The organism is Streptomyces sp. NPDC050535 (assembly GCF_044457665.1).
GTDB lineage: Bacteria > Actinomycetota > Actinomycetes > Streptomycetales > Streptomycetaceae > Streptomyces.
Genome location: NZ_JBITHE010000009.1, coordinates 280,734 through 304,441, shown reverse-complemented (window position 1 = coordinate 304,441; position 23,708 = coordinate 280,734). Strand labels below are relative to the sequence as shown.

The 23,708-nt window shown below is 69.4% G+C and carries 18 protein-coding genes and 1 pseudogene; 5 read left to right on the top strand and 14 right to left on the bottom strand.

Annotation, left to right across the window (positions count from 1 at the left end):
* Positions 1–23: 23 nt before the first annotated feature.
* Both ACIBLC_RS22205 and ACIBLC_RS22200 read right to left on the bottom strand, forming a co-directional pair.
* The gene (locus tag ACIBLC_RS22205) at positions 24–389 is read right to left on the bottom strand and encodes a hypothetical protein (protein ID WP_399212806.1); all 366 of its coding nucleotides are present in this window, start codon (positions 387–389) and stop codon (positions 24–26) included.
* Positions 390–481: 92 nt separating this feature from the next.
* Positions 482–1,468: a heme o synthase gene (locus ACIBLC_RS22200; protein ID WP_399212858.1), complete on the bottom strand. Its 987-nt coding sequence runs from the start codon at positions 1,466–1,468 to the stop codon at positions 482–484.
* A gap of 378 nt (positions 1,469–1,846) precedes the next feature.
* Between ACIBLC_RS22200 and tkt the strand changes: the two genes are divergently transcribed.
* Genes tkt through pgl form a run of 5 tightly spaced genes read left to right on the top strand, consistent with a single transcriptional unit; the run spans position 1,847 to position 8,467 of the window.
* A complete protein-coding gene (gene tkt / locus ACIBLC_RS22195) occupies positions 1,847–3,934 on the top strand; it encodes a transketolase (protein WP_399212804.1) in 2,088 nt (695 codons plus the stop codon).
* Between the two features lie 34 nt (positions 3,935–3,968).
* The gene (gene tal, locus ACIBLC_RS22190) at positions 3,969–5,087 is read left to right on the top strand and encodes a transaldolase (protein ID WP_399212803.1); all 1,119 of its coding nucleotides are present in this window, start codon (positions 3,969–3,971) and stop codon (positions 5,085–5,087) included.
* Between the two features lies 1 nt (position 5,088).
* Positions 5,089–6,615: a glucose-6-phosphate dehydrogenase gene (gene zwf / locus ACIBLC_RS22185; RefSeq protein WP_399212857.1), complete on the top strand. Its 1,527-nt coding sequence runs from the start codon at positions 5,089–5,091 to the stop codon at positions 6,613–6,615.
* A complete protein-coding gene (gene opcA, locus ACIBLC_RS22180) occupies positions 6,612–7,688 on the top strand; it encodes a glucose-6-phosphate dehydrogenase assembly protein OpcA (protein WP_399212802.1) in 1,077 nt (358 codons plus the stop codon). Before zwf ends, opcA begins: the two co-directional genes overlap by 4 nt.
* On the top strand, positions 7,685–8,467 hold the full coding sequence (gene pgl / locus ACIBLC_RS22175) for a 6-phosphogluconolactonase (RefSeq protein WP_399212801.1): 783 nt from the start codon (positions 7,685–7,687) through the stop codon (positions 8,465–8,467). Before opcA ends, pgl begins: the two co-directional genes overlap by 4 nt.
* A gap of 151 nt (positions 8,468–8,618) precedes the next feature.
* Here the strand turns inward: pgl and pgi are convergent, their stop codons facing one another.
* The 12 genes and pseudogenes from pgi to ACIBLC_RS22115 form a co-directional block, all read right to left on the bottom strand.
* Positions 8,619–10,271 (bottom strand): glucose-6-phosphate isomerase, encoded by a 1,653-nt coding sequence (pgi, locus tag ACIBLC_RS22170; RefSeq protein ID WP_399212800.1) that lies wholly within the window; start codon positions 10,269–10,271, stop codon positions 8,619–8,621.
* Between the two features lie 321 nt (positions 10,272–10,592).
* Positions 10,593–10,928, bottom strand: coding sequence for an RNA polymerase-binding protein RbpA (locus ACIBLC_RS22165; protein WP_399212799.1), 336 nt, complete (start codon positions 10,926–10,928; stop codon positions 10,593–10,595).
* A gap of 242 nt (positions 10,929–11,170) precedes the next feature.
* The gene (secG, locus tag ACIBLC_RS22160; RefSeq protein ID WP_383682287.1) at positions 11,171–11,401 is read right to left on the bottom strand and encodes a preprotein translocase subunit SecG; all 231 of its coding nucleotides are present in this window, start codon (positions 11,399–11,401) and stop codon (positions 11,171–11,173) included.
* Between the two features lie 125 nt (positions 11,402–11,526).
* The gene (tpiA, locus tag ACIBLC_RS22155; RefSeq protein ID WP_399212797.1) at positions 11,527–12,303 is read right to left on the bottom strand and encodes a triose-phosphate isomerase; all 777 of its coding nucleotides are present in this window, start codon (positions 12,301–12,303) and stop codon (positions 11,527–11,529) included.
* A gap of 5 nt (positions 12,304–12,308) precedes the next feature.
* A complete protein-coding gene (locus ACIBLC_RS22150; RefSeq protein WP_399212796.1) occupies positions 12,309–13,520 on the bottom strand; it encodes a phosphoglycerate kinase in 1,212 nt (403 codons plus the stop codon).
* A 129-nt stretch (positions 13,521–13,649) separates the two neighbouring features.
* Entirely contained in the window at positions 13,650–14,660 is a 1,011-nt protein-coding gene (gene gap, locus ACIBLC_RS22145) for a type I glyceraldehyde-3-phosphate dehydrogenase (protein ID WP_399212795.1), read from the bottom strand.
* Positions 14,661–14,850: 190 nt separating this feature from the next.
* Positions 14,851–17,802 (bottom strand): M14 family zinc carboxypeptidase, encoded by a 2,952-nt coding sequence (locus tag ACIBLC_RS22140; RefSeq protein ID WP_399212794.1) that lies wholly within the window; start codon positions 17,800–17,802, stop codon positions 14,851–14,853.
* Between the two features lie 255 nt (positions 17,803–18,057).
* The gene (whiA, locus tag ACIBLC_RS22135) at positions 18,058–19,047 is read right to left on the bottom strand and encodes a DNA-binding protein WhiA (protein WP_365428073.1); all 990 of its coding nucleotides are present in this window, start codon (positions 19,045–19,047) and stop codon (positions 18,058–18,060) included.
* Positions 19,038–20,108 carry a uridine diphosphate-N-acetylglucosamine-binding protein YvcK gene (yvcK, locus tag ACIBLC_RS22130; protein ID WP_399212793.1) on the bottom strand — a complete coding sequence of 357 codons (1,071 nt, stop codon included), beginning with the start codon at positions 20,106–20,108 and terminating at the stop codon, positions 19,038–19,040. The genes whiA and yvcK overlap by 10 nt, the downstream gene beginning before the upstream one ends.
* The gene (gene rapZ / locus ACIBLC_RS22125; protein ID WP_399212792.1) at positions 20,105–21,106 is read right to left on the bottom strand and encodes an RNase adapter RapZ; all 1,002 of its coding nucleotides are present in this window, start codon (positions 21,104–21,106) and stop codon (positions 20,105–20,107) included. The genes yvcK and rapZ overlap by 4 nt, the downstream gene beginning before the upstream one ends.
* Positions 21,103–23,148 (bottom strand): excinuclease ABC subunit UvrC, encoded by a 2,046-nt coding sequence (uvrC, locus tag ACIBLC_RS22120; RefSeq protein ID WP_399212791.1) that lies wholly within the window; start codon positions 23,146–23,148, stop codon positions 21,103–21,105. Before uvrC ends, rapZ begins: the two co-directional genes overlap by 4 nt.
* Positions 23,149–23,226: 78 nt before the next feature.
* A pseudogene (locus ACIBLC_RS22115) lies at positions 23,227–23,413 on the bottom strand (DNA-binding response regulator); the annotation flags it as partial.
* Positions 23,414–23,708 lie beyond the last annotated feature (295 nt).

Here is a 23,708-nt window from a genome sequence, read left to right as displayed (position 1 = left end):
GGGCACTGCACCTGAGGCCTGGTTCAACCGTTGCTCGGAGCTCCCAGCTGGATGCCGGCCATCCGCTTCCACTCGTACGGCCCAGTCCTCACCTTCGCGGCGAACTCCCCGTCGAACTCCTCATGAACAGTGATCCCGGCCTGCTTCACCGCCTGCTCGGCGATCGCGTACGTGGGCACCACCAGGTCGCCCCAGCCGCCGTCCTCGCCGACCAGCACGATCCGGGCGCCGCGCTGCCCGATGTACTCCAGATGGCCCTCGGCCCCGCCGTGCTCCTTGGCGAACGCGGAGATCTGCTTGGCGAACTTGGCGGTCCTGCGCTCGGCCTTGGCGTCCTTGACGGCGCCGGGGGACTCGTCAACCTCGTCAACCTGCTGGGTGTCTGCCATGACCAGGATGCTACCGACGGGTAGATCGAACGGCGACGGGCGGGGTGCGTGGCGTTGACCACGCACCCCGCCCGTCGGGGCCCTCGAAAGGCTCAGCGGAGGAAGGGATCCACCGCGACCGCCACGAACAGCAGCGACACATAGGTGATGGACCAGTGGAACAGCCGCATCTCCTTGAGCTTGCCGCCCGCGGCCTCGTCCTTGGCGCGGTTCTGCAGCCCGTGCGCCTCCCACAGCCACCAGCCGCCGGCCAGCAGGGCGACCGACGTGTAGAACCAGCCGGTGTAGCCGAGCGGGGTGAGCATCAGCGAGACGGCGACCATCACCCAGCTGTAGAGGACGATCTGGCGGGCGACCACCTTGTTGGAGGCGACGACCGGCAGCATCGGCACGCCCACGCGCGCGTAGTCGTCCCGCACCTTCATCGACAGCGGCCAGTAGTGCGGCGGCGTCCAGAAGAACATCACGAGGAAGAGGACGACCGGGGCCAGGGACATCGAGTTGGTCACCGCCGACCAGCCGATGAGGACGGGCATGCAGCCCGCGATGCCTCCCCACACGATGTTCTGCGAGGTACGGCGCTTGAGGATCATCGTGTAGACGACGACGTAGAAGAGGAGCGCGCCCAGGGAGAGCCAGGCCGAGAGCCAGTTGACCGTCAGGCCGAAGAGCAGCGTGGAGGCCGCGGCGAGCGAGAGCCCGAAGGCCAGGCACTCGCCCGGGCTGACCATGCCGGTGACCAGGGGCCGCTGGGAGGTCCGGTCCATCAGCGCGTCGATGTCCCGGTCGATGTACATGTTGAGCGCGTTCGCGCCGCCCGCCGAGAGGTAACCACCGAGGCAGGTGAGAAGCACCAGCTTGAGGTCGGGCACCCCCTGCTGGGCCAGGAACATCACCGGGACGGTGGTGATCAGCAGTAGTTCGATAATTCGTGGCTTGGTCAGCGCCACGAACGCCATGACACGGGCCCCGAACGGTCGGTGGCTCGGGCCGCTGCTCGTCCCGAGCTCCCCGATGGCCTTGCGGGCACGGGCGGTGCCCCCACCCGCTGGACGGGATTCGACGGCCGTCACGCACACCCCTGACAGAGACATCCCAGCAAGCCCCGGGGTGTGAACTCCCCGTAAAGGCTCGCGCGTACCACGCCACTGTAGACGTTGCCCATACCCCGACATTCGCGGGGGTGGGTCGTGTTGGAAGGCATCGCACCCGGGGCGTACCGACGCGCTCGTGACGGACGTGACAGAGCTCGATTGAGCACTCGGACGAGCGGCTCCGTATTCACTTGCCGAATACGGAACGGACCGGCCGGGAGGCGGATCCCTGAGACTCCCGGCAGTCTGGAATGACTCGAAAAAACGCACGTACTCCCGGGGGTAGGCTCGACAACGGCCGGCGGGCGCACGCGCGCCGGCAATGCAACATGTGGACCATGTGGAGAGGAGCCCTGACCCAGGGTGAGCACCAAGCCGACCACCGCAGACCTCGAGTGGACCGAGTTGGACCAGCGGGCCGTTGACACCGCCCGCGTCCTGGCCGCCGATGCCGTACAGAAGGTCGGTAACGGCCATCCCGGTACGGCCATGAGCCTGGCGCCTGCCGCGTACACCCTCTTCCAGAAGGTGATGCGGCACGACCCGGCGGACCCCGACTGGACCGGACGCGACCGCTTCGTGCTGTCCGCGGGCCACTCGTCCCTGACCCTCTACACCCAGCTCTACCTCGCCGGTTTCGGCCTGGAGCTGGACGATCTGAAGGCCTTCAGGACGTGGGGCAGCAGGACGCCCGGACACCCCGAGTACGGGCACACCCCCGGCGTGGAGACGACGACCGGCCCGCTGGGCCAGGGCGTCGCCAACGCGGTGGGCATGGCGATGGCCACCCGCTACGAGCGCGGCCTGTTCGACCCGGACGCCCCGCAGGGCGAGTCCCCGTTCGACCACTTCATCTTCGCGATCGCCGGTGACGGCTGCCTCCAGGAGGGCATCTCCGCCGAGGCGTCCTCGATGGCGGGTCACCAGCAGCTCGGCAACCTGATCCTGCTGTGGGACGACAACCACATCTCGATCGAGGGCGACACGGAGACCGCGGTCTCCGAGGACACCGTCAAGAGGTACGAGGCGTACGGCTGGCACGTGCAGCGGATCGCTCCGAAGCCGGACGGCGACCTCGACCCGCACGCCATCTACGACGCGATCGAGGCCGCCAAGGCGGTCACGGACAAGCCGTCGTTCATCGCGATGCGCTCGATCATCGCCTGGCCCGCCCCGAACGCGCAGAACACCGAGGCCGCGCACGGCTCGGCGCTCGGCGACGACGAGGTCGCGGCCACCAAGCGCGTCCTGGGCTTCGACCCGGAGAAGACCTTCGAGGTCGCCGACGAGGTCCTCGCGCACACCCGGCAGGCCCATGACCGCGGCCGCGAGGCCAAGGCCGAGTGGGAGAAGGGCTTCGCCGCCTGGCGCACCTCGAACCCCGAGCGCGCCGCCGAGTTCGACCGCATCGCCGCGGGCGAGCTGCCCAAGGGCTGGGAGTCGAAGCTTCCGGCCTTCGAGACCGGCAAGGCTGTCGCCACCCGTGCCGCCTCCGGCAAGGTGCTCCAGGCCCTCGGCCCCGTCATCCCCGAGCTGTGGGGCGGTTCCGCCGACCTGGCCGGCTCGAACAACACGACCATCGACAAGACGAGCTCCTTCCTGCCTGCGGACAACCCGCTGCCGGAGGCGGACCCGTACGGCCGAACGGTCCACTTCGGTATCCGCGAGCACTCGATGGCCGCCGAGATGAACGGCATCGCGCTGCACGGCAACACCCGCGTCTACGGCGGCACCTTCCTGGTGTTCTCCGACTACATGCGCAACGCCGTCCGCCTGTCCGCTCTGATGCACGCGCCGGTCACGTACGTCTGGACGCACGACTCCATCGGCCTCGGCGAGGACGGACCGACCCACCAGCCGGTCGAGCACCTGGCCTCGCTGCGCGCGATCCCCGGCCTGAACGTCGTCCGCCCCGCGGACGCCAACGAGACCGTGATCGCCTGGCGTGAGATCCTCAGGCGCTACACCAAGGTGTTCGGCGAGGGCGCCCCGCACGGCCTCGCGCTGACCCGCCAGGGCGTACCGACGTACGAGGCCAACGAGGACGCCGCCAAGGGCGGTTACGTGCTGTTCGAGGCCGAGGGCGGTTCACCCGAGGTCATCCTCATCGGCACCGGCTCCGAGGTGCACGTCGCCGTCGAGGCGCGTGAGCGGCTCCAGGCCGACGGTGTCCCGACGCGGGTCGTGTCGATGCCGTCCGTGGAGTGGTTCGACGAGCAGGACCAGGGGTACCGGGACAGCGTCCTGCCGCCCTCGGTGAGGGCGCGGGTCTCGGTGGAGGCCGGTATCGGTCTCACCTGGCACCGGTTCGTCGGGGACGCGGGACGCATTGTTTCGCTGGAGCACTTCGGTGCTTCCGCCGATGGCAAGGTCCTCTTCCGCGAATTCGGTTTCACTGCCGAGAACGTCGCCTCCGCCGCCCGGGAATCGATCGCCGCAGCCCAGCGCTGACGCTGAAACACGACACGTAGGAGATGCAATTTCCATGACAGACGCACTCAAGCGCCTCTCCGAAGAAGGCGTCGCGATCTGGCTGGACGACCTGTCGCGCAAGCGGATCACGTCCGGCAATCTCGCCGAACTGATCGACCAGCAGCACGTCGTGGGCGTCACCACCAACCCGTCGATCTTCCAGAAGGCCATCTCGCAGGGCGACGGTTACGACCAGCAGCTCACCGAGCTCGCCGCCCGCAGGGTCACCGTCGAAGAGGCCATCCGCATGATCACGACGGCGGACGTCCGTGACGCCGCCGACATCCTGCGCCCGGTCTTCGACGCGACGCAGGGCCAGGACGGCCGGGTCTCGATCGAGGTCGACCCGCGGCTGGCCAACAACACGCTGGCGACCGTCGCCGAGGCCAAGCAGCTCGCCTGGCTGGTGGACCGCCCCAACACCCTCATCAAGATCCCGGCGACCCCGGCGGGCCTGCCCGCGATCACCGAGGTCATCGGCAAGGGCATCAGCGTGAACGTGACGCTGATCTTCTCGCTGGCCCGCTACCGCGAGGTCATGGACGCCTACCTCGCGGGCCTGGAGAAGGCCAAGGCCGCCGGCCTCGACCTCTCCAAGATCCACTCGGTCGCGTCCTTCTTCGTGTCGCGCGTGGACACCGAGATCGACAAGCGGATCGACGCCCTGGGCACGGACGAGGCCAAGGCCGCCCGCGGCAAGGCCGGTCTCGCCAACGCGCGGCTCGCCTACGAGGCGTACGAGGAGGTCTTCTCCTCCGACCGCTGGAACGCCCTCGACAAGGCGCAGGCCAACAAGCAGCGCCCGCTGTGGGCCTCGACCGGCGTCAAGGACAAGGCCTACAAGGACACCCTGTACGTCGACGACCTGGTCGCGCCGAACACGGTGAACACCATGCCGGAGGCCACTCTCGAGGCCACCGAGGACCACGGCCGGATCACCGGCAACACCATCGCCGGTACGTACGAGCAGTCCCGCGCCGAACTCGACGCCGTCGAGAAGCTCGGGATCGCCTACGACGACGTGGTCCAGCTCCTGGAGGACGAGGGCGTCGAGAAGTTCGCGGCGGCCTGGAACGACCTGCTCAAGTCGACAGAGGCGGAGCTCAAGCGCCTCGCCCCCTCGGAGGGCTGAAATCTTGTCAAGCAGCAACCCGCTGCGTGACCCCGCAGACCGACGGCTCCCGCGTATCGCGGGGCCGTCGGGCCTGGTCATCTTCGGCGTCACGGGCGATTTGTCACGTAAAAAGCTGATGCCCGCCGTGTACGACCTCGCCAATCGGGGTCTGCTGCCACCGGGCTTCTCGCTCGTCGGCTTCGCCCGGCGCGAATGGGCCGACGAGGACTTCGCACAGGAGGTCCACGACGCGGTCAAGGAACACGCCCGTACGCCCTTCCGCGAGGAGGTCTGGCAGCAGCTCGTCCAGGGCATGCGCTTCGTGCAGGGCACCTTCGACGACGACGACTCCTTCGAGCGGCTGCGTACCACCATCGACGAGCTGGACAAGGCGCAGGGCACGGGCGGCAACTTCGCCTTCTACCTGTCCGTGCCGCCGTCCGCCTTCCCGGTGGTCATCAAGCAGCTGAAGAAGCACCACCTCGCCGACCAGCCCAAGGGCTCCTGGCGCCGCGCGGTCATCGAGAAGCCCTTCGGGCACGACCTCAAGTCGGCCGAGGAGCTCAACTCGACCGTCGAGGACGTCTTCGCCCCGGACCAGGTCTTCCGTATCGACCACTACCTCGGCAAGGAGACCGTCCAGAACATCCTGGCGCTCCGCTTCGCCAACCAGATGTTCGAGCCGATCTGGAACCGGTCGTACGTCGACCACGTGCAGATCACGATGGCCGAGGACATCGGGATCGGCGGCCGGGCCGGGTACTACGACGGTATCGGCGCCGCCCGTGACGTCATCCAGAACCACCTGCTCCAGCTGCTGGCGCTGACCGCGATGGAGGAGCCCGCCGCCTTCGACGCGGACGCGCTCGCCGCCGAGAAGACCAAGGTGCTCGGCGCCGTGAAACTGCCGAAGGACCTGGGCAGGGACACGGTCCGCGGTCAGTACGCGGAAGGCTGGCAGGGCGGCGAGAAGGCCGTCGGCTACCTCCAGGAAGACGGTATCGACCCCAAGTCGAAGACCGACACCTACGCAGCGGTCAAGGTCGAGGTGGACAACCGCCGCTGGGCCGGGGTCCCCTTCTACCTCCGCACCGGCAAGCGTCTCGGCCGGCGTGTCACCGAGATCGCCGTCGTGTTCCAGCGCGCCCCGCACTCCCCCTTCGACCACACGGCGACGGAGGAGCTGGGCCAGAACGCGATCGTCATCCGCGTCCAGCCCGACGAGGGCATCACGGTCCGCTTCGGCTCCAAGGTCCCCGGCACCTCCATGGAGATCCGGGACGTCTCGATGGACTTCGCGTACGGCGAGTCCTTCACGGAGTCGAGCCCCGAGGCGTACGAGCGCCTGATCCTGGACGTCCTGCTGGGCGACTCCAACCTCTTCCCGCGCACGGAGGAGGTCGAGCTCTCCTGGAAGATCCTCGACCCGATCGAGCAGTACTGGGACAAGCACGGCAAGCCCGCCCAGTACCCCTCGGGCACCTGGGGCCCCGTCGAGGCGGACGAAATGCTCGAGCGAGACGGACGGAGCTGGCGGCGCCCATGAAAATAGACCTCACGGACACCACGGCCAGCAAGATCAACAAGGCGCTCGTGCAGGCCCGCCGTGCCATCGGCACCCCAGCCGTCGGCATGGTGCTCACCCTCGTCATCGTCACGGACGAGGAGAACGCCTACGACGCCCTGAGGGCCGCAAACGACGCCTCGCGCGAGCACCCCTCGCGCAAACTCGTGGTCGTCAAGCGCGTCTCCCGCTCGCCCCGCGACCGCACGAAGTCCCGCCTCGACGCCGAGGTACGGGTCGGTGCGGACGCGGGCACCGGCGAGACGGTCGTACTGCGGCTCTACGGCGAGGTCGCGGACCACTCCCAGTCCGTCGCGCTCCCCCTGCTGCTGCCGGACGCCCCGGTCGTGGTCTGGTGGCCGGTGGGCTCCCCGCGCGACCCGGCCAAGGACCCGCTGGGGGCGCTCGGCCAGCGCCGGGTCACCGACAGCTACTCCGCGGTCAGGCCCGTCGAGGAGCTGCGCTCCCGCGCCGAGAACTACGAGCCGGGCGACACCGACCTGGCGTGGGCCCGGATCACCCCCTGGCGCTCCATGCTGGCCGCCGCCCTCGACCAGGTGGACTGCGAGGTCATCTCCGCGGAGGTGACGGGCGAGGAGTTCAACCCGAGCGTCGAACTGCTGGCCATGTGGCTCGCCGACCGGCTGCATGTGCACGTACGGCGCGGGGTCTCCGCCGGTCCCGGGCTGACCCAGGTGCGCATGGAGACGACCGGCGGTCCCGTGGCGCTTCAGCGGCCGGACGGCACGATGGCCACCCTGACGCTGGACGGCCAGCCGGACCGCGCGGTGGCGCTCAAGCGCCGCGAGACGTCCGAGCTGATGGCCGAGGAACTGCGGCGGCTCGACCCGGACGACACGTACGCGTCGGCGCTGCGGTTCGGGGTGGACCGGCTGGGCGGCGCCCATTCGACCGGGGACAGGTCTCCACTGCCCACCCGGACTCCGGCGTCCGCCGTGGCGGACTCGGCTTCGAGGACGCCGTCCGCGGCGGCGGCCGGCAACCGTCCGACTCCGGCGCAGATGCCCCCGGCGAAGGGGACGGCGGCCAAGTGAACACTCCGCAACTGGTCGTCCACCGCGACAAGGAGCTGATGGCCCAGGCCGCCGCGGCCCGGCTGATCACGAAGATCGTGGACGCGCAGGCCTCGCGCGGCCACGCCTCGATCGTGCTCACGGGCGGCCGCAACGGCAACGGCCTCCTGGCGGCGCTGAGTTCGGCTCCCGCCCGGGACGCCGTCGACTGGGCGCGGCTGGACCTGTGGTGGGGCGACGAGCGGTTCCTGCCCGAGGGCGACCCGGACCGCAACGACACGCAGGCCCGTGCGGCACTCCTGGACTCCGTGCCGCTGGATCCCGCCCGCGTGCACGCGATGCCCGCCTCGGACGGCCCGTACGGCTCCGACGTGGACGCCGCCGCGGAGGCGTACGCGGCGGAACTCGCGAAGGCCGCCCTCCCGGAGAACCACAGCCCCGTCCCGGCTTTCGACGTCCTGATGCTGGGCGTCGGCCCCGACACCCACGTGGCCTCGCTCTTCCCCGAGCTGCCCGCGGTACGGGAGACCGAACGCACGGTGGTCGGCGTCCACGGCGCCCCCAAGCCTCCGCCGACCCGCATCTCCCTCACCCTCCCCGCGATCCGCTCCGCACGTGAGGTGTGGCTGCTCGCGGCGGGCGAGGACAAGGCCGAGGCCGCCGCGATCGCCCTGTCGGGCGCGGGCGAGGTACAGGCCCCGGCCGCAGGCGCCCAGGGCCGCTCCCGCACCCTGTGGCTCCTGGACGCGGCAGCGGCGTCACAGCTGCCGCGAGAGCTGTACCCGCCGGCTTCGGCGTAGGGATCCGACTCAGCGAGAAACGCCGGACGGGCTAGAGATCTCTAGCCCGTCCGGCGTTTGAGGACGAGCGCGAAGCGCGACAGGGGGGTCTGGGGACGCAGCCTCCAGGGACGGGACGGGCAGGGGCGGAGGGGGCGAAATAACACCCCCGCTACCGCCCCCGCAGCTCCCGGTACTTGGCCACGAGCGCCGTGGTCGACGCGTCCAGCCCCGGCACATCCGCCCCGTCGGCCAACGCCGGCTCGATCCGCTTGGCCAGCACCTTGCCGAGCTCGACCCCCCACTGGTCGAAGGAGTCGATGTTCCAGATCGCGCCCTGGACGAACACCTTGTGCTCGTAGAGGGCGATCAGCTGACCCAGAACCGACGGCGTCAGCTCACGCGCGAGGATCGTCGTCGTCGGGTGGTCACCCTTGAACGTCTTGTGCGGCACCAGTTCCTCGGGCACACCCTCCGCCCGCACCTCCTCCGGCGTCTTGCCGAAGGCCAGTGCCTGCGTCTGCGCGAAGAAGTTCGCCATCAACAGGTCGTGCTGGGCCTTGAGTTCGTCGCTCAGCTCGCCGACAGGCTCCGCGAAGCCGATGAAGTCGGCCGGGATCAGCTTCGTGCCCTGGTGGATGAGCTGGTAGTAGGCGTGCTGCCCGTTGGTGCCGGGCGTGCCCCACACCACCGGACCGGTCTGCCACTCCACGGGATGACCGTCCCGGTCCACGGACTTGCCGTTGGACTCCATGTCCAGCTGCTGCAGGTAGGCGGTGAACCTGGACAGGTAGTGCGAGTACGGCAGCACCGCGTGCGACTGGGCGTCGAAGAAGTTGCCGTACCAGACGCCCAACAGGCCCAGCAGCAGAGGTGCGTTGGACTCGGCGGGCGCGGTACGGAAGTGCTCGTCGACCAGATGGAAACCGTCGAGCAGCTCGCGGAACCGGTCCGGACCGATCGCGATCATCAGCGACAGACCGATCGCCGAGTCGAACGAGTACCGCCCGCCGACCCAGTCCCAGAACCCGAACATGTTCGCCGTGTCGATACCGAAGTCCGACACCTTCTCCGCGTTGGTCGACAGCGCCACGAAGTGCTTGGCGACGGCTTCCTGATCGGCCTTCAGCTCGGTCAGCAGCCAGTTCCTGGCCGAGGTCGCGTTGGTGATCGTCTCGATCGTGGTGAACGTCTTCGAGGCGATGACGAACAGCGTCTCCGCGGCGTCCAGGTCCCGCACGGCCTCGTGGAGGTCGGCACCGTCCACGTTCGACACGAAGCGGACCGTGAGACCGCGGTCGGTGAAGGAACGCAGCACCTCGTACGCCATCGCCGGACCGAGGTCGGAACCGCCGATGCCGATGTTGACGACATTCCTGATGCGCTCGCCGGTGTGCCCGGTCCACTTGCCCGAGCGGACCTGCCCGGCGAAGTCGGTCATCCTGTCGAGGACCGCGTGCACGGCGGGGACGACGTTCTCCCCGTCGACCTCGACGACCGCCTCGCGCGGGGCGCGCAGCGCGGTGTGCAGCACCGCGCGGTCCTCGGTGGTGTTGATCCTGTCGCCGCGGAACATGGCGTCCCGCAGCCCGAAGACGTCGGTCGCCGCGGCCAACTCGCGCAGCAGCCTCAGTGTCTCGTCGTTGACCAGGTGCTTGGAGTAGTCGACATGCAGATCGCCGACCTCCAGCGTGTATCCGCTTCCGCGCCCGGGATCCGCCGTGAACAGGTCACGCAGACGGGTCTCCGCGAGCTCCTCGCGGTGCGTGCCCAGTGCGGTCCACTCAGGCGTCTGATTGAGCCTGGTACGGCTTTCTGCGTTCATCTCGGACTTCCGCCTTCTTCCTGCCTGTGCTGCTGCGTACCTTGCCCCGCTGCCGGTCCCAACCTAATTGATCAGGGCCTGACGTGAGCTGCCGTAGCACCGTCATCCGGCTCAACAACAGATACGTCCGGCAGACACCCAGGTATCAGCGAGGCGACGGCGAGTGCGGACAACGCGGCCGCGGAGATGCCGACCCGCTCGCGGCAGCCGGGCGCGTCACAGCAGCCGCGAAGGAGGAGCGAGCCGCGCGTCAGTCGCGTCGGGCCCGCGTGCGATACAGCTCCGGCCGGACGCCCGAAGGCACCCGGCCGGTCTCAACTCCTAGATCTCGCCCCGCAGTTTGGCGAGGGCCTCGGCGAGGATCGCCTCGCCGTCCGCGTCGCTGCGCCGCTCCCGTACGTACGCGAGGTGCGTCTTGTACGGCTCGGTGCGTGGTGGGTCCGGCGGGTTCTCCTGGTCCTGTCCGGCGGGAAAGCCGCAGCGCGGGCAGTCCCAGGTCTCGGGAACCTGCGCGTCGCTGGCGAAGCTGGGCACCGTCTCGTGCCCGTTGGAGCACCAGAAGGAGATGCGCAGCCGCGGCGCGGACTCGCCACGCTCGGCCTCGCCCATCGGCCCCGCCCCGACCCGGCTTCCTCGGATCGCGTTGCCACTTGCCACGGTCGTAACTCCCTGCGTGATGGTGCCGCGAAACGAGTCGGCGTGACGCTTCGCCGCGAGCGCCTCAGTCTACGTAAGGCCCAACGCGCGTCCAGTGATTGGAGTTACACCCCCGCCCCTAGACGCAAGCCCCATGATAGGCCGCGATTTCCGTCGCGTACCGAACATGGGGCCTTACGTGCGCAAAGTGCGTGCGTAGTATGCAGTTGTGCCGATGTGTACCGGCCGATGTGGGCCAGCGGTCAGTTGTTGACCTTCATCAGGATGCCGAGCGTGACGATGCACGCGAACCAGAGCAGACCGACCACGACAGTGATGCGGTCGAGGTTGCGCTCGGCGACCGAGGAGCCACCGACGGACGACTGCATGCCGCCACCGAACATGTCGGAGAGGCCGCCGCCCTTGCCCTTGTGCATCAGCACCAGCAGCATCAACAGGCCGCTGAAGACGATCAGGGCGATCGAGAACCCCATAACCACGGCTGGACCAACTTCCTCGGAACTGGACGGACGACGGGGGCCGGGTGGTCGCCCACCTGGCCCCCGCTAGGGTACGACGGATCGTCGCTACCGCATACTCGCGGCCGCGAGCCTTCGGCTCACTGGTCGCGGAAGCGGACGATCTTGACGAACTCGTCGGCGTCCAGGGAGGCACCGCCGACCAGCGCGCCGTCGATGTCGGGCTTCGCCATGATCTCCGCGACGTTCCCGGACTTCACCGAGCCGCCGTACTGGATGCGGACGGCGTCGGCCACTTCCTGCGAGTACAGCTCGGCGAGCTTGCCGCGGATCGCCGCGCAGACCTCCTGCGCGTCGTCGGCGCCACAGACCTTGCCGGTGCCGATGGCCCAGACGGGCTCGTACGCGATCACGATCGACTCGGCCTGCTCGGCGGGGACGTCCTTGAGACCGCCCTCGACCTGGCTGAGCGTGTGCGTGACGTGGTTGCCCGCCTCGCGGACGTCGAGCTCCTCGCCGACGCACAGGATCGGGGTCAGGCCGTACTTGTGGGCGGCCTTCACCTTGGCGTTGACGATCTCGTCGGTCTCGTAGTGGTACTGGCGGCGCTCGGAGTGGCCGATCGCCACGTACGTGCACTTGAGCTTGGCCAGCATCGGACCGGAGATCTCGCCGGTGTAGGCACCGGAGTCCTGCGCCGAGACGTCCTGTGCGCCGTACTTGATCTTGAGCTTGTCGCCGTCGACCAGGGTCTGTACGGAGCGCAGATCGGTGAAGGGCGGCAGGACGGCGACCTCACAGGCCTCGTAGTCCTTGTCGGCCAGGGCGAAAGCGAGCTTCTGGACGTGCGCGATGGCCTCGAGGTGGTTGAGGTTCATCTTCCAGTTGCCCGCCATCAGCGGCGTGCGCGTACTCATGTAGGTCAGTCCTCCAGTGCGGCAAGGCCGGGGAGCGTCTTGCCCTCGAGGTATTCGAGGGAGGCGCCGCCGCCGGTCGAAATGTGGCCGAATGCCGTCTCGTCGAAGCCCAGGATGCGGACGGCCGCGGCGGAGTCGCCACCGCCGACGACCGTGAAGGCCGGGGAGTCGAGAAGGGCCTGGGCGACCGCCTTGGTGCCCTCGGCGTAGTCGGGGTGCTCGAAGACGCCCATCGGACCGTTCCAGAAGACGGTGGCCGCGTCGGCGAGCTTCGAGGCGTAGAGCTTGCGGGACTCGGGACCGATGTCGAGACCGAGCTGGTCTGCCGGGATGGCGTCCGCGGCGACGGTGGTGGGGTTGGAGGGGGCCTTCGTCTTCAGGTCCGGGAACTGCGGAGCCACCACCACGTCGACCGGGAGGATCAGCTCGACGCCGTTCTTCTCGGCGCGCTCGATGTACTCCTTGACGACCGGGATCTGGTCCTCCTGGAGAAGGGAGGTGCCGACCTCGTACCCCTTGGCCTTCAGGAAGGTGAACACCATGCCGCCGCCGACGAGCAGCTTGTCGGCCTTGCCGAGCAGCTGGTCGATGACCGCCAGCTTGTCGGAGACCTTGGAGCCGCCGAGCGCGACCACGTAGGGGCGCTCGACGTCGTCGGTGAGCTTCTTCAGGACACCGACCTCGGTGGCGATGAGGTAGCCCGCGTAGTGCGGAAGGCGCGCCGGGAGGTCGTACACGGAGGCGTGCTTGCGGTGCACCGCGCCGAAACCGTCGCCCACGTAGACGTCGGCCAGGGCGGCCAGCTGGTCCGCGAACTCGCCGCGCTCGGTGTCGTCCTTGGCCGTCTCGCCGGCGTTGAAGCGCAGGTTCTCGATGACCGCGACCTGGCCGGGCTGGAGGCCGTTCACCGCGTCGTGGGCGGCGGGGCCGACGGTGTCCTGGGCGAACGCGACCGGGGTGCCGAGGAGTTCGGCGAGCCGTTCGGCGGGCTGCAGCAGCGAGAACGCCGGGTCCGGGGCGCCCTTGGGGCGGCCGAGGTGCGAGGCGACGATCACCTTGGCGCCCGCCTCGGCCAGCGCCTTGACGGTCGGCAGGACGGCCCGGATGCGGCCGTCGTCGGTGATGAGGCCGTCGGCCAGCGGCACGTTCAGGTCGGCGCGGACGAAGACCCGCTTGCCGTCCACGCCTTCGGCGAGAAGTTCGTCGATCGTCTTCATAACTGGACTCCTAGGGAGGCTCTTTCAATCCGGAGAGGGCTGATCGATCACGACGTGGGACAGGGCCCGGGCAGCGATGCTGTGCGCTGCCCGGGCCCTGTCCTCACATCGAGGTGCCTGCTCTGGGAATCAGAGCTGGCCGCCGACGAAGACCGTGAGGTCGACGAGGCGGTTGGAGTAGCCCCACTCGTTGTCGTACCAGCCGAGGATCTTCACCGAGGTGCCCTCCTGGACCATGGTCAGGGAGGAGTCGAAGGTGCAGGAGGCCGGGTCGCCGACGATGTCCGAGGAGACGATCGGGTCCTCGGTGTACGTCAGGTAGCCCTTGAGGTCGCCGTCCTCGGAGGCCTTCTTGAACGCCGCGTTGACCTCGTCCTTGGTGACCTCGCGCTGGAGCGTCACGACGAGGTCGGTGGCGGAACCGGTCGGGACCGGGACGCGCATCGCGATGCCGTCGAGCTTGCCCTTGAGCTGCGGGAGGACCAGGGCGGTGGCCTTGGCGGCACCCGTCGTGGTCGGGATGATGTTCTCGGCGGCGGCACGGGCGCGGCGCAGGTCCGAGTGCGGGAAGTCCAGGATGCGCTGGTCGTTCGTGTACGCGTGGACCGTCGTCATCAGGCCCTTGACGATGCCGAAGTTCTCGTCGAGAACCTTCGCCATCGGCGCCACACAGTTGGTGGTGCAGGAGGCGTTGGAGATGATGTGGTGGTTGGCCGCGTCGTACTTGTCCTGGTTGACGCCCATCACGATGGTGATGTCCTCGTCCTTGGCCGGAGCCGAGATGAGGACCTTCTTGGCGCCGCCCGCGATGTGCTTCTCGGCGTCGGCCTTCTTGGTGAAGATGCCGGTCGACTCGATGACGATGTCGACGCCGAGGTCGCCCCACGGGATGTCGGCGGGGTTGCGCTCGGAGAGCACCTTGATGGTGCGGCCGTCGACGGTGATCGTGTCGGCGGTGTGCGACACCTCGGCCTTGAGTCGGCCCAGGATGGTGTCGTACTTCAGAAGATGAGCAGTGGTCGCGGTGTCACCCAGGTCGTTGACAGCCACGATCTCGATGTCAGCACCCTGCTCCAGCAGCGCGCGGAAGTAGTTACGACCGATGCGGCCAAAGCCGTTGATGCCTACGCGGATCGTCACGAACCGATCTCCTCGTTGGTACGCCGGCTCAGATGCCGGCGAGTTGTATGGGATGTCCCCGACCGGTTACGACCCTACCTCCCTGAGGCTCCCGGGGTGACATCGAGATGCCCCATACACGGCAGGGCGGTCCGTACCCGCCAGTAGGGGTACGGACCGCCCGCCGTGTTCACGTGATCGTCACGTCGATTCAGCCGCGCAGTGCGGCCAGCGCCTTCCCGATGAGGGCCGTTCGGTCGGCCGCCGCGGTGACGTGCTCCAGGCCGAAGCCCAGCAGCACGGTGTCGTCCGTGGTGACCGCTCCGTACGTCTTGAAGAGCTCACCCGAGAGCCCCCAGTCCTTGGTGACCGCGGGGCTGCCCGCGGGCGGTCCGGGGACGCTCCAGGCGCCGAGCGAGGTCTCGAAGCCCTCGACCGCGCCCGCCGTGCCGCCGATGACGACGGAGGCGTTGTCGGCGAGGACACCGTGGCCGCCCGAGCCCGGGTCGGTGATGTAGCTCAGCGACACCTCCACCGTCTTTCCGGCGTAGGCGGAGAGGTCGAAGTTGACCTCCTGCCATCCGTCGGAGGCTCCGGTGAAGCTGTTCCAGGACCCGCTGGTGCCGGTGGGCGTGCAGGCGTCGTCGCCACGGGTGAGGTACCGGGTGAGGGCGGGGTGCGCCTTGATGAAGTACCCCGCTTCGCATTCGACGGGTACGGCGGTGCTGGTGGCGCCGCCCTTGTCGGGGAGCGTCGTCCAGTCGTCGGCCCCGGCCGTGTGGGCCTCGAGCACGGCGTGGTCGTAGGCCTCCTCGGTGTCCCACAGCAGCTGCGTGCGCAGGGTGGGCGCGTCGGCCGCGCTCACCCCGGTGAGGTCGATGGTGCGGGTGAGCCGGTTCCAGGCGTAGTCGGAGTGCGTGACGGCCGCCATGGACGTGCCTTCGTAGGGACCGTACGGATTGACGGTGCCCGGGTACTGTCCCGCGCCCGCGCTCGCGAACTGCGGGAACGTGGTGGCCGGCAGGTTGTCCGAGGTGACGCTGTACGCCCCCGCCGCGTTGAGCGGGTTGCCGGGCGCGCCGCTGAGCGCTCCGCCGGCGCCGGCGAGCTTGCCCGAGCCGGTGAAGGCGGTGGCGGCGGGAGTGGTCGTACGGGAGTAGGCGCCCAGGTAGTACTGGCTGAAGTCGTTCGTCACGGCACCGGGCAGGGCGACGCTGCCGCCGGCCTGCTCGCCCGCCTCGATCAGCTTGCCGCCCTCGTTGAGGTAGGCGCGCAACTGGAGCTGGGTGGTGTAGCCGGGGCGGTCGGCGCCGGTGTAGTGGACGACCGTCCCGAAGTGGCCGAGCACACCGAGCGCGTCGGGCGCGCCCTGCGTCGCGACGTCCCAGACGAGGGGCTTGCGGCCGTTGGCCTTGAGCGCGTCGACGTACGTCTGCGTCTGGGCGGCCGTGGTGGTCTCCTCGGCGACCACGAGGGTGTCGGCGCGGGGCCGTTCGGCGATGGTGTACGTGAAGTGCTCGCTGGAGGTGGGCTTTCCGCTCTTCGTCTCTCCGGTGAACCAGACCTCGACCTTGTCGCCCGGGACGCCGTCCTGGACGGGGGCGCGGTACTCGTCGAAGTAGAGGTTGTCCTCGCCTCCGAAGGTCTCGCCGCCCTTCCACGGCTTGAGCGCCTGGTCCCACGTACGGCCGCCGTTGACGCGGTACTTGAGCTCCTTGTCGCGGACGGACCTCCGTACGACCACGGAGATCTCCTGGTCGGCGCCGCGGGAGTACGAGGTGGCGAAGGCGGCCGGGGTGAAGTCGGCGGCTTCGAGACCGAGCGAGGAGGAGGGCTTGTCGGGGTGGACGGCGGTCTCGGCGACGGAGAGCGCGAACGGGACGTTCTTCGCGAACTCCTGCTGGATCAGCTTCTCGTCGTCCGGGAAGGTGAAGACGGACGCGCAGTCCGCCGCGTTCCAGGCGTCGTTCGGGTCGAGGTTCGACGCGGTCTGGCAGGTCGACATCTCGGGGGTGTACATCGCCAGGCCGTTGACGTTGGAGGCGTGGCCGTCGGCCTCACCGTTCGTCGTGTACAGCTCGGAGGAGACCTGCGGGCGGTAACCGGGGATCGCGGGGTTCTCGGGCGTACCGGCGAGAGCCTCGTACAGCACGTCGTCCGGGCTCGGGGTCGCCACCTGCCAGCCGACTCCGTAGAGGATCAGCTCGGCCGCGGAGTGGTAGTTGATGCCGTACGTGAAGCCGATGCGCTTCTCGAAGGCGTCGATCGCCTTGGTCTCGGGCTCGGAGCCGGGGCTCGCGCCGCGATAGGTCTCGCTGGTGGGGTTGGGGGACGAACCCTCGTTGTCGTAGCCCCACTTGTAGGCGAAGTTGCGGTTGAGGTCGACGCCGTCGCCGGTGGTGATGGCGCCGTCGCCGTTCACGTCACGCATGTTCTTGCGCCACTGGCGGTCACCGGCGGGGTCGAACGTCCAGTCGTAGCCGTCGGGGTTCGCCGAGATGACGAACCACAGCTCGGTCGAGTCGACGATCTTCTTGACACGCTTGTCCGTCGAATAGTTGTCCAGGTAATAGTGCATCAGACGCCGCGTCATCTCGGGCGTGATCCACTCACGGGCGTGCTGGTTGGACATGTACAGCACGGACGGCTTGGCGCCGTCCTTGGTCTTCCTGGCGCCCTTGGTGAGCTTGAGCGCCAGGATGTCCTGCCCCTTGAGGGTCTTCCCGATGGAGACGACCTTGGTGAGACCGGGGTGGGCCTGGCCGGTCCTGACGATCTCCTCCTGGAGATTGCCCGCTCCGCTGTACGGGCGGTACACACCGTCCCCAGCGGCCGCCACCCGCGCCCGCGCCTTCGCCGAGGTCTTGTACTCGGTGAGGTCGACGCCCTTGTCCTCCAGCTGTTCCGCCTGCTTGTCGGTGAGGTAGACCTCGACCTCGGCGGTGCCCTTCGCCGGCACCCGCTCGCCGAGTTCGTGGGCGTCCTGACCGGCCGCCAGCAGCAGGGGTACCTGCTGCTGGGTGACGTCGGCGTGGAACACCTTGACGGCGTCCGCACCCGGGTCGGCCGTTCGGCCGCCCTCCGCCTGAGCGACGGGCGCCAGGCTCGCCCCGCCCAGCATGAGTGCGGCTACAGCGAGGATCGATCTCGCTCTTCGTCTCATGAGCCCCCCTTGCGTTTGTCCGGCACATCTGTGCGCAGACGCCAGGCTGGTCACGCTCCATGATCATGTCAAGACGGCATCAAGTGCGGGCAAAAAGCCGCCGGCGCCGAATTCGGCACCAGCGGCTCCCTGCATGAACTACGCGCCCGAGCCGACGAGTTGTCCTCGCGTGCTCGGACGTCCCGCCGACTCCGAGGGGACTCGGAGCACCCGTACCGTCCACGCGGCTCCGACCAGCCACGTTGTCCGCGCGGCTCAGACGGCCATGTTGTCGGCCATCTCCTCGGTGAGGTTCGACTCCGTCCCGGGGATGCCGAGGTCCTGGGCCCGCTTGTCGGCCATCGCCAGCAGTCGGCGGATACGGCCCGCCACGGCGTCCTTGGTCAGCGGCGGGTCGGCGAGCGCGCCCAGCTCCTCCAGGGAGGCCTGCTTGTGGTCCATCCGCAGCCGGCCGGCTGCCGCGAGATGCTCCGGCACCTCGTCGGCGAGGATCTCCAGCGCTCGCTGCACCCGGGCCCCCGCGGCGACCGCGGCGCGGGCCGAGCGGCGCAGGTTGGCGTCGTCGAAGTTGGCGAGCCGGTTGGCCGTGGCGCGGACCTCGCGGCGCATCCGCCGCTCCTCCCAGGCCAGCACCGACTCGTGGGCACCGAGGCGGGTGAGCAGCGCCCCGATCGCGTCGCCGTCCCGTACGACCACCCGGTCCACGCCGCGGACCTCGCGGGCCTTGCTCGCGATCTGGAGCCTGCGAGCCGCGCCGACCAGGGCGAGCGCCGCCTCGGGGCCGGGGCAGGTCACCTCCAGGGAGGACGAGCGACCCGGCTCGGTGAGCGAGCCGTGCGCCAGGAACGCCCCCCGCCAGGCCGCCTCGGCGTCGCAGGTGGCCCCCGAGACCACCTGCGGGGGCAGCCCGCGGATGGGACGGCCGCGGCCGTCGACGAGCCCTGTCTGGCGGGCCAGCTGGTCGCCGCCCGCGACGACCCGCACCACGTAGCGGGAGCCGCGGCGCAGACCGCCGGGTGCCATCACGATCAGTTCGGAACTGTGGCCGAAGATCTCCAGAATGTCGCGCTTCAGCCGGCGCGCCGCCATCGCGGTGTCCAGCTCCGCCTCGATCACAATCCGGCCGCTCACCAGGTGGAGGCCGCCGGCGAACCGCAGAATGGCGGAGACCTCCGCCTTTCTGCAGCAGGTCCGGGTGACGGGAAGCCGGGAAATCTCGTCCTTCACCGCTGCCGTCATCGCCATGGGCCGATCCTTCCATGCATCCGAAAAATACGGTCGTACGCGGCGGCCAACAGCTCCGGGTCGTGCCTCGGGCTACCGTCGGTCCGGGCCACCGGCGCCAGCTCGACCGCGGCGCCGAGCCGCTTGGCGGCATCGGTGAGCAAATCGCGGTCGGGCACGGCGGCCTCGTCGGCCAGCACCACGTCCAGGGCGAGTTTAGGGGCGTGTCGTCCCAAAACCTCCAAATGACGCTGCGGGGAGAAGCCATCGGTTTCTCCGGGCTGCGGCGCGAGGTTCAGGGAGAGTACCCGGCGGGCCTTGGTCTGGATGAGCGCGTCGAGCAGGTCGGGCACGAGCAGATGGGGGATCACCGAGGAGAACCAGGAGCCGGGGCCGAGCACCACCCAGTCCGCGTCGAGGACCGCGGCGACGGCCTCGGGGACGGCGGGCGGGTCGTGCGGCACGACGTGCACGGACTGCACCTCGCCGGGCGTGAGCGCCACGGTGGCCTGGCCACGCACGGTGTCGACGTCCTCGGGCCGGTCCGGGTCGTGTCCCTTGACCAGGGCCTGGAGCTCCAGGGGTACGGCGGACATGGGCAGCACGCGGCCGTGCGCGCCCAGCAGCCTGCCCACCAGGTCCAGGGCCTGGACATGGTCACCGAGCTGCTCCCACAGGGCGACGATCAGCAGATTGCCCACCGCGTGCTCGTGCAGGTCGCCCTTGGACTGGAAGCGGTGCTGGATGACCCGGGCCCAGGTCTGGCCCCAGTCGTCGTCGCCGCAGAGCGCGGCCAGGGCCTTGCGCAGGTCGCCGGGCGGGAGCACGCCCAGTTCTTCGCGCAGGCGCCCGCTGGAGCCGCCGTCGTCGGCCACGGTGACGACGGCCGTGAGGTCACCCGTGATCCGGCGCAACGCGGTGAGCGAGGCGGACAGGCCCATGCCGCCGCCGAGGGCGACGACCTTGGGCTGGGTGCCGCGGCGGCGCGGCTTGGCACCGCGCGCCACGGCGGGCTTGCCGCTCTGGCCCTCGGAGGCCACCCGGCGCAGCCTGCTCAGCCGCAGAGCGGCACGTCCGGTCACTCGCGGCCCATGTCCCGGTGCACGACCACCGTCTCCACGCCCTGGGAGACGAGGCGGGCGGCGAGCTTCTCGGAGGTGGCGACCGAGCGGTGCTTGCCGCCGGTGCAGCCGACCGCGATGGTCACATACCGCTTGCCCTCACGGCGGTATCCGGCCGCGATGAGCTGGAGCAGCTCGGCGTAGCGGTCGAGGAACTCCTTGGCGCCCGGCTGGTTGAAGACGTACGCCGAGACCTCCTCGTTGAGGCCGTTGAAGGGGCGCAGCTCCGGAACCCAGTGCGGGTTCGGCAGGAAGCGCATGTCCACCACCAGGTCGGCGTCGACCGGAAGGCCGTACTTGAAGCCGAAGGACATCACGGTGGCCCGCAGCTCGGGCTCCTCCTCGCCGGCGAACTGGGCGTCCATCTTGGCGCGCAGCTCGTGCACGTTCAGGCTGGAGGTGTCGATCACCAGGTCGGCGTCGCCGCGCAGCTCGCGCAGCAGTTCGCGCTCGGCGTCGATGCCGTCCACGATGCGGCCGTCGCCCTGGAGGGGGTGCGGGCGGCGCACCGACTCGAAGCGGCGCACCAGGGCCTCGTCGGAGGACTCCAGGAAGACGATCCGCCGGGTGACGTGCTTGGACGCCAGGTCGGCGAGCGATTCGCGGAGGTTGTCGAAGAAGCGGCGGCCTCGTACGTCGACGACGACCGCGATCCTGGCCACGTTGCCCTGGGAGCGGGCGCCGAGCTCCACCATGGTGGGGATCAGCGCGGGCGGCAGGTTGTCGACGACGAACCAGCCGAGGTCCTCCAGACACTTGGCCGCCGTCGACCGTCCGGCACCGGACATCCCCGAAATGATCACCAGCTCGGGGATGGCGGTCTCGGGCACCGCGGCCGTGTCCATCGTCGTACTCTCCTGTGCGCTGTCAGCGGTGTCCGCGCCGCTGTCGGGCTGCGGCCCGTTCTCCTGGTCGTCGTCGGTCTTCGGTTCGTGTTCCTGGCGTTCGTTCTCGGTCATGTCTCCTGCCCCCGTCGCTTGTCCGAGGCGCCCGCGGTCACGGGCTCCTCCGGGGAGTCCGCCGTCGTTTCGGGCGCCCCGTCTTCCTCGTCTTCCATGATCTCTCCAGTAGCCGTGTTCACGGCGGGAGCGGCCGGGGCCGCCTGGGCGAGGGCCACGGCGATCGTCTCGGCCGTTTTACGGCCTATGCCGGGAACCTCGCAGATCTGGTCGATTGTCGCGGATCGCAGCTTCTTCACCGAACCGAAGTGCTTGATCAGCGCCTGTTTGCGTGTCTCGCCCAGCCCCGGCACGTCGTCCAGAGGGCCCGCCCTGAAGCGCTTGGCCCGCTTGGCGCGCTGGTAGGTGATCGCGAACCGGTGCGCCTCGTCACGGACGCGCTGGAGCAGGTAGAGCCCCTCGCTGGTGCGGGGCAGGACCACCGGGTTGTCGTCGTCCGGCAGCCACACCTCTTCCAGGCGCTTGGCGAGGCCGCACACGGCGATGTCGTCGATGCCGAGCTCGTCCAGGGCCTTCTTGGCGGCCGCGACCTGCGGCTGGCCGCCGTCGACGACGACGAGCTGCGGGGGGTAGGCGAAGCGCTTGGGGCGCCCGTCGTCCTCGGTGAGCGCGGTCTCGCCGTCCGCCCACTCCCCCGTCTTCTCCTTCTCGGCGATGTAGCGCCGGAAGCGGCGGGTGATCACCTCGTGCATGGACCGGACGTCGTCCTGCCCCTCGAAGCCCTTGATCTGGAAGCGCCGGTACTCGCTCTTGCGCTGGAGGCCGTCCTCGAAGACGACCATCGAGGCCACCACGTCGTCGCCCTGGAGGTGCGAGATGTCGTAGCACTCGATGCGCAGGGGCGCGCTGTCCAGTTCGAGGGCTTCGGCGATCTCCTCCAGGGCCCGCGAGCGGGTGGTCAGGTCGGAGGCGCGCTTGGTCTTGTGCAGGACGAGCGACTGCTGCGCGTTGCGGCGCACCGTCTCCATGAGCGCCTTCTTGTCGCCGCGCTGCGGGATGCGCAGGGAGACGATGGCGCCGCGGCGCTCGGTCAGCCACTCCTGGACGGGCTCCGTCGGTTCGGGCAGCGCGGGGACGAGCACTTCCTTGGGGACGGAGTCGCCTGTCTCCTCGCCGTAGAGCTGCTGGATCGCGTGTTCGACGAGGTCACCGGTGGTGACGGCCTCCACCTTGTCCGTGACCCAGCCGCGCTGGCCGCGCACGCGTCCGCCGCGCACGTGGAAGATCTGCACGGCCGCCTCCAGCTCGTCCTCCGCGACGGCGATCAGGTCGGCGTCGGTCGCGTCGGCGAGCACGACCGCGCTCTTCTCCATGGCCTTCTTCAGGGCCTCGATGTCGTCGCGCAGGCGGCCCGCCCGCTCGTACTCCATCTCCTCGGCGGCGTCCGTCATCTGCCTTTCGAGGCGGCGGAGGTACGTCCCCGTACGCCCTGCCATGAAGTCGCAGAACTCCTCGGCCAGATCCCGGTGTTCGTCCTCGGAGACACGCCCGACGCAGGGGGCGGAGCATTTGCCGATGTAGCCGAGGAGGCAGGGGCGGCCGGTGCGGACAGCGTTCTTGAAGACGCCGGCGGAGCAGGTGCGCACGGGGAAGACGCGCAGCAGCAGGTCCACGGTGTCGCGGATCGCCCAGGCGTGTCCGTAGGGGCCGAAGTAGCGCACGCCCTTGCGTTTGTGGCCGCGCATCACCTGGACGCGCGGGAACTCCTCGTTCATGGTCACCGCGAGGTACGGATAGCTCTTGTCGTCGCGGTACTTGACGTTGAACCGGGGGTCGAACTCCTTGATCCAGGAGTACTCCAGCTGAAGGGCCTCGACCTCCGTGGACACGACCGTCCACTCCACGGACGCGGCGGTGGTGACCATCGTGCGGGTGCGCGGGTGGAGGCTCGCCAGGTCCTGGAAGTAGTTGGCCAGGCGCTGGCGGAGACTTTTCGCCTTCCCGACGTAGATCACCCGGCGGTGCTCGTCGCGGAATTTGTACACCCCGGGAGACTCCGGGATCTGTCCCGGCTTGGGGCGGTAGCTGGAGGGGTCGGCCATGTCTCACACCCTACTGGCGAGGGCTGACAGCGCGGCGGCGTCCCGGCCCCGCCTGTGGACAGATCGAGCCGGGGGGTCTCACGATTCGAGGAACGTGAGCACGGCCAGGACGCGGCGGTGGTCGCCGGAGGCTTCCGGAATGCGCGGTTTGCCCAGCCCGCCGCGGACGTGATTTCTCGATGGTGTCCTCGGTGACCCACAGCCGTCGGCCGACGACCGCCTCGGAGGGGCACTCGGCCATGAGGGCGAGAACCTCCCGCTCCCGTCCGTCGAAGAAGAACCCGCGCGGCGTCGCGCCTGCCTCCCCATGCGGGAGGGGTGGAGACACCAGGGGAGCAGGGGGCCAGTGTGACGGGAGGGGCTTGTGGGAGTCCATGGGGCTGCTGGGGCAGGAGAGGTCGGTCGGGGGTTCACGCGGCAGCTGAGATGCACGTTGCGCGTCAGGTGTTGTCCCGGCCTGGTCAACACGCTTCAATGCGGTGGAACTTGGGCCGCGAACGGCCACACGCGCGCGTGAACAGCCCCCGCGCGCCGACCCGGCGGCCTCACCCGCACGAGCG

Bases quoted from the DNA above. Each gene is read 5' to 3' on its own strand.
- ACIBLC_RS22205 (WP_399212806.1), bottom strand. From the start codon at position 389: ATGGCAGACACCCAGCAGGTTGACGAGGTTGACGAGTCCCCCGGCGCC.
- tal (WP_399212803.1), top strand. From the start codon at position 3,969: ATGACAGACGCACTCAAGCGCCTCTCCGAAGAAGGCGTCGCGATCTGG.
- opcA (WP_399212802.1), top strand. From the start codon at position 6,612: ATGAAAATAGACCTCACGGACACCACGGCCAGCAAGATCAACAAGGCG.
- pgi (WP_399212800.1), bottom strand. From the start codon at position 10,271: ATGAACGCAGAAAGCCGTACCAGGCTCAATCAGACGCCTGAGTGGACC.
- secG (WP_383682287.1), bottom strand. From the start codon at position 11,401: ATGGGGTTCTCGATCGCCCTGATCGTCTTCAGCGGCCTGTTGATGCTG.
- tpiA (WP_399212797.1), bottom strand. From the start codon at position 12,303: ATGAGTACGCGCACGCCGCTGATGGCGGGCAACTGGAAGATGAACCTC.
- ACIBLC_RS22150 (WP_399212796.1), bottom strand. From the start codon at position 13,520: ATGAAGACGATCGACGAACTTCTCGCCGAAGGCGTGGACGGCAAGCGG.
- ACIBLC_RS22140 (WP_399212794.1), bottom strand. From the start codon at position 17,802: ATGAGACGAAGAGCGAGATCGATCCTCGCTGTAGCCGCACTCATGCTG.
- whiA (WP_365428073.1), bottom strand. From the start codon at position 19,047: ATGGCGATGACGGCAGCGGTGAAGGACGAGATTTCCCGGCTTCCCGTC.
- rapZ (WP_399212792.1), bottom strand. From the start codon at position 21,106: ATGACCGAGAACGAACGCCAGGAACACGAACCGAAGACCGACGACGAC.
- uvrC (WP_399212791.1), bottom strand. From the start codon at position 23,148: ATGGCCGACCCCTCCAGCTACCGCCCCAAGCCGGGACAGATCCCGGAG.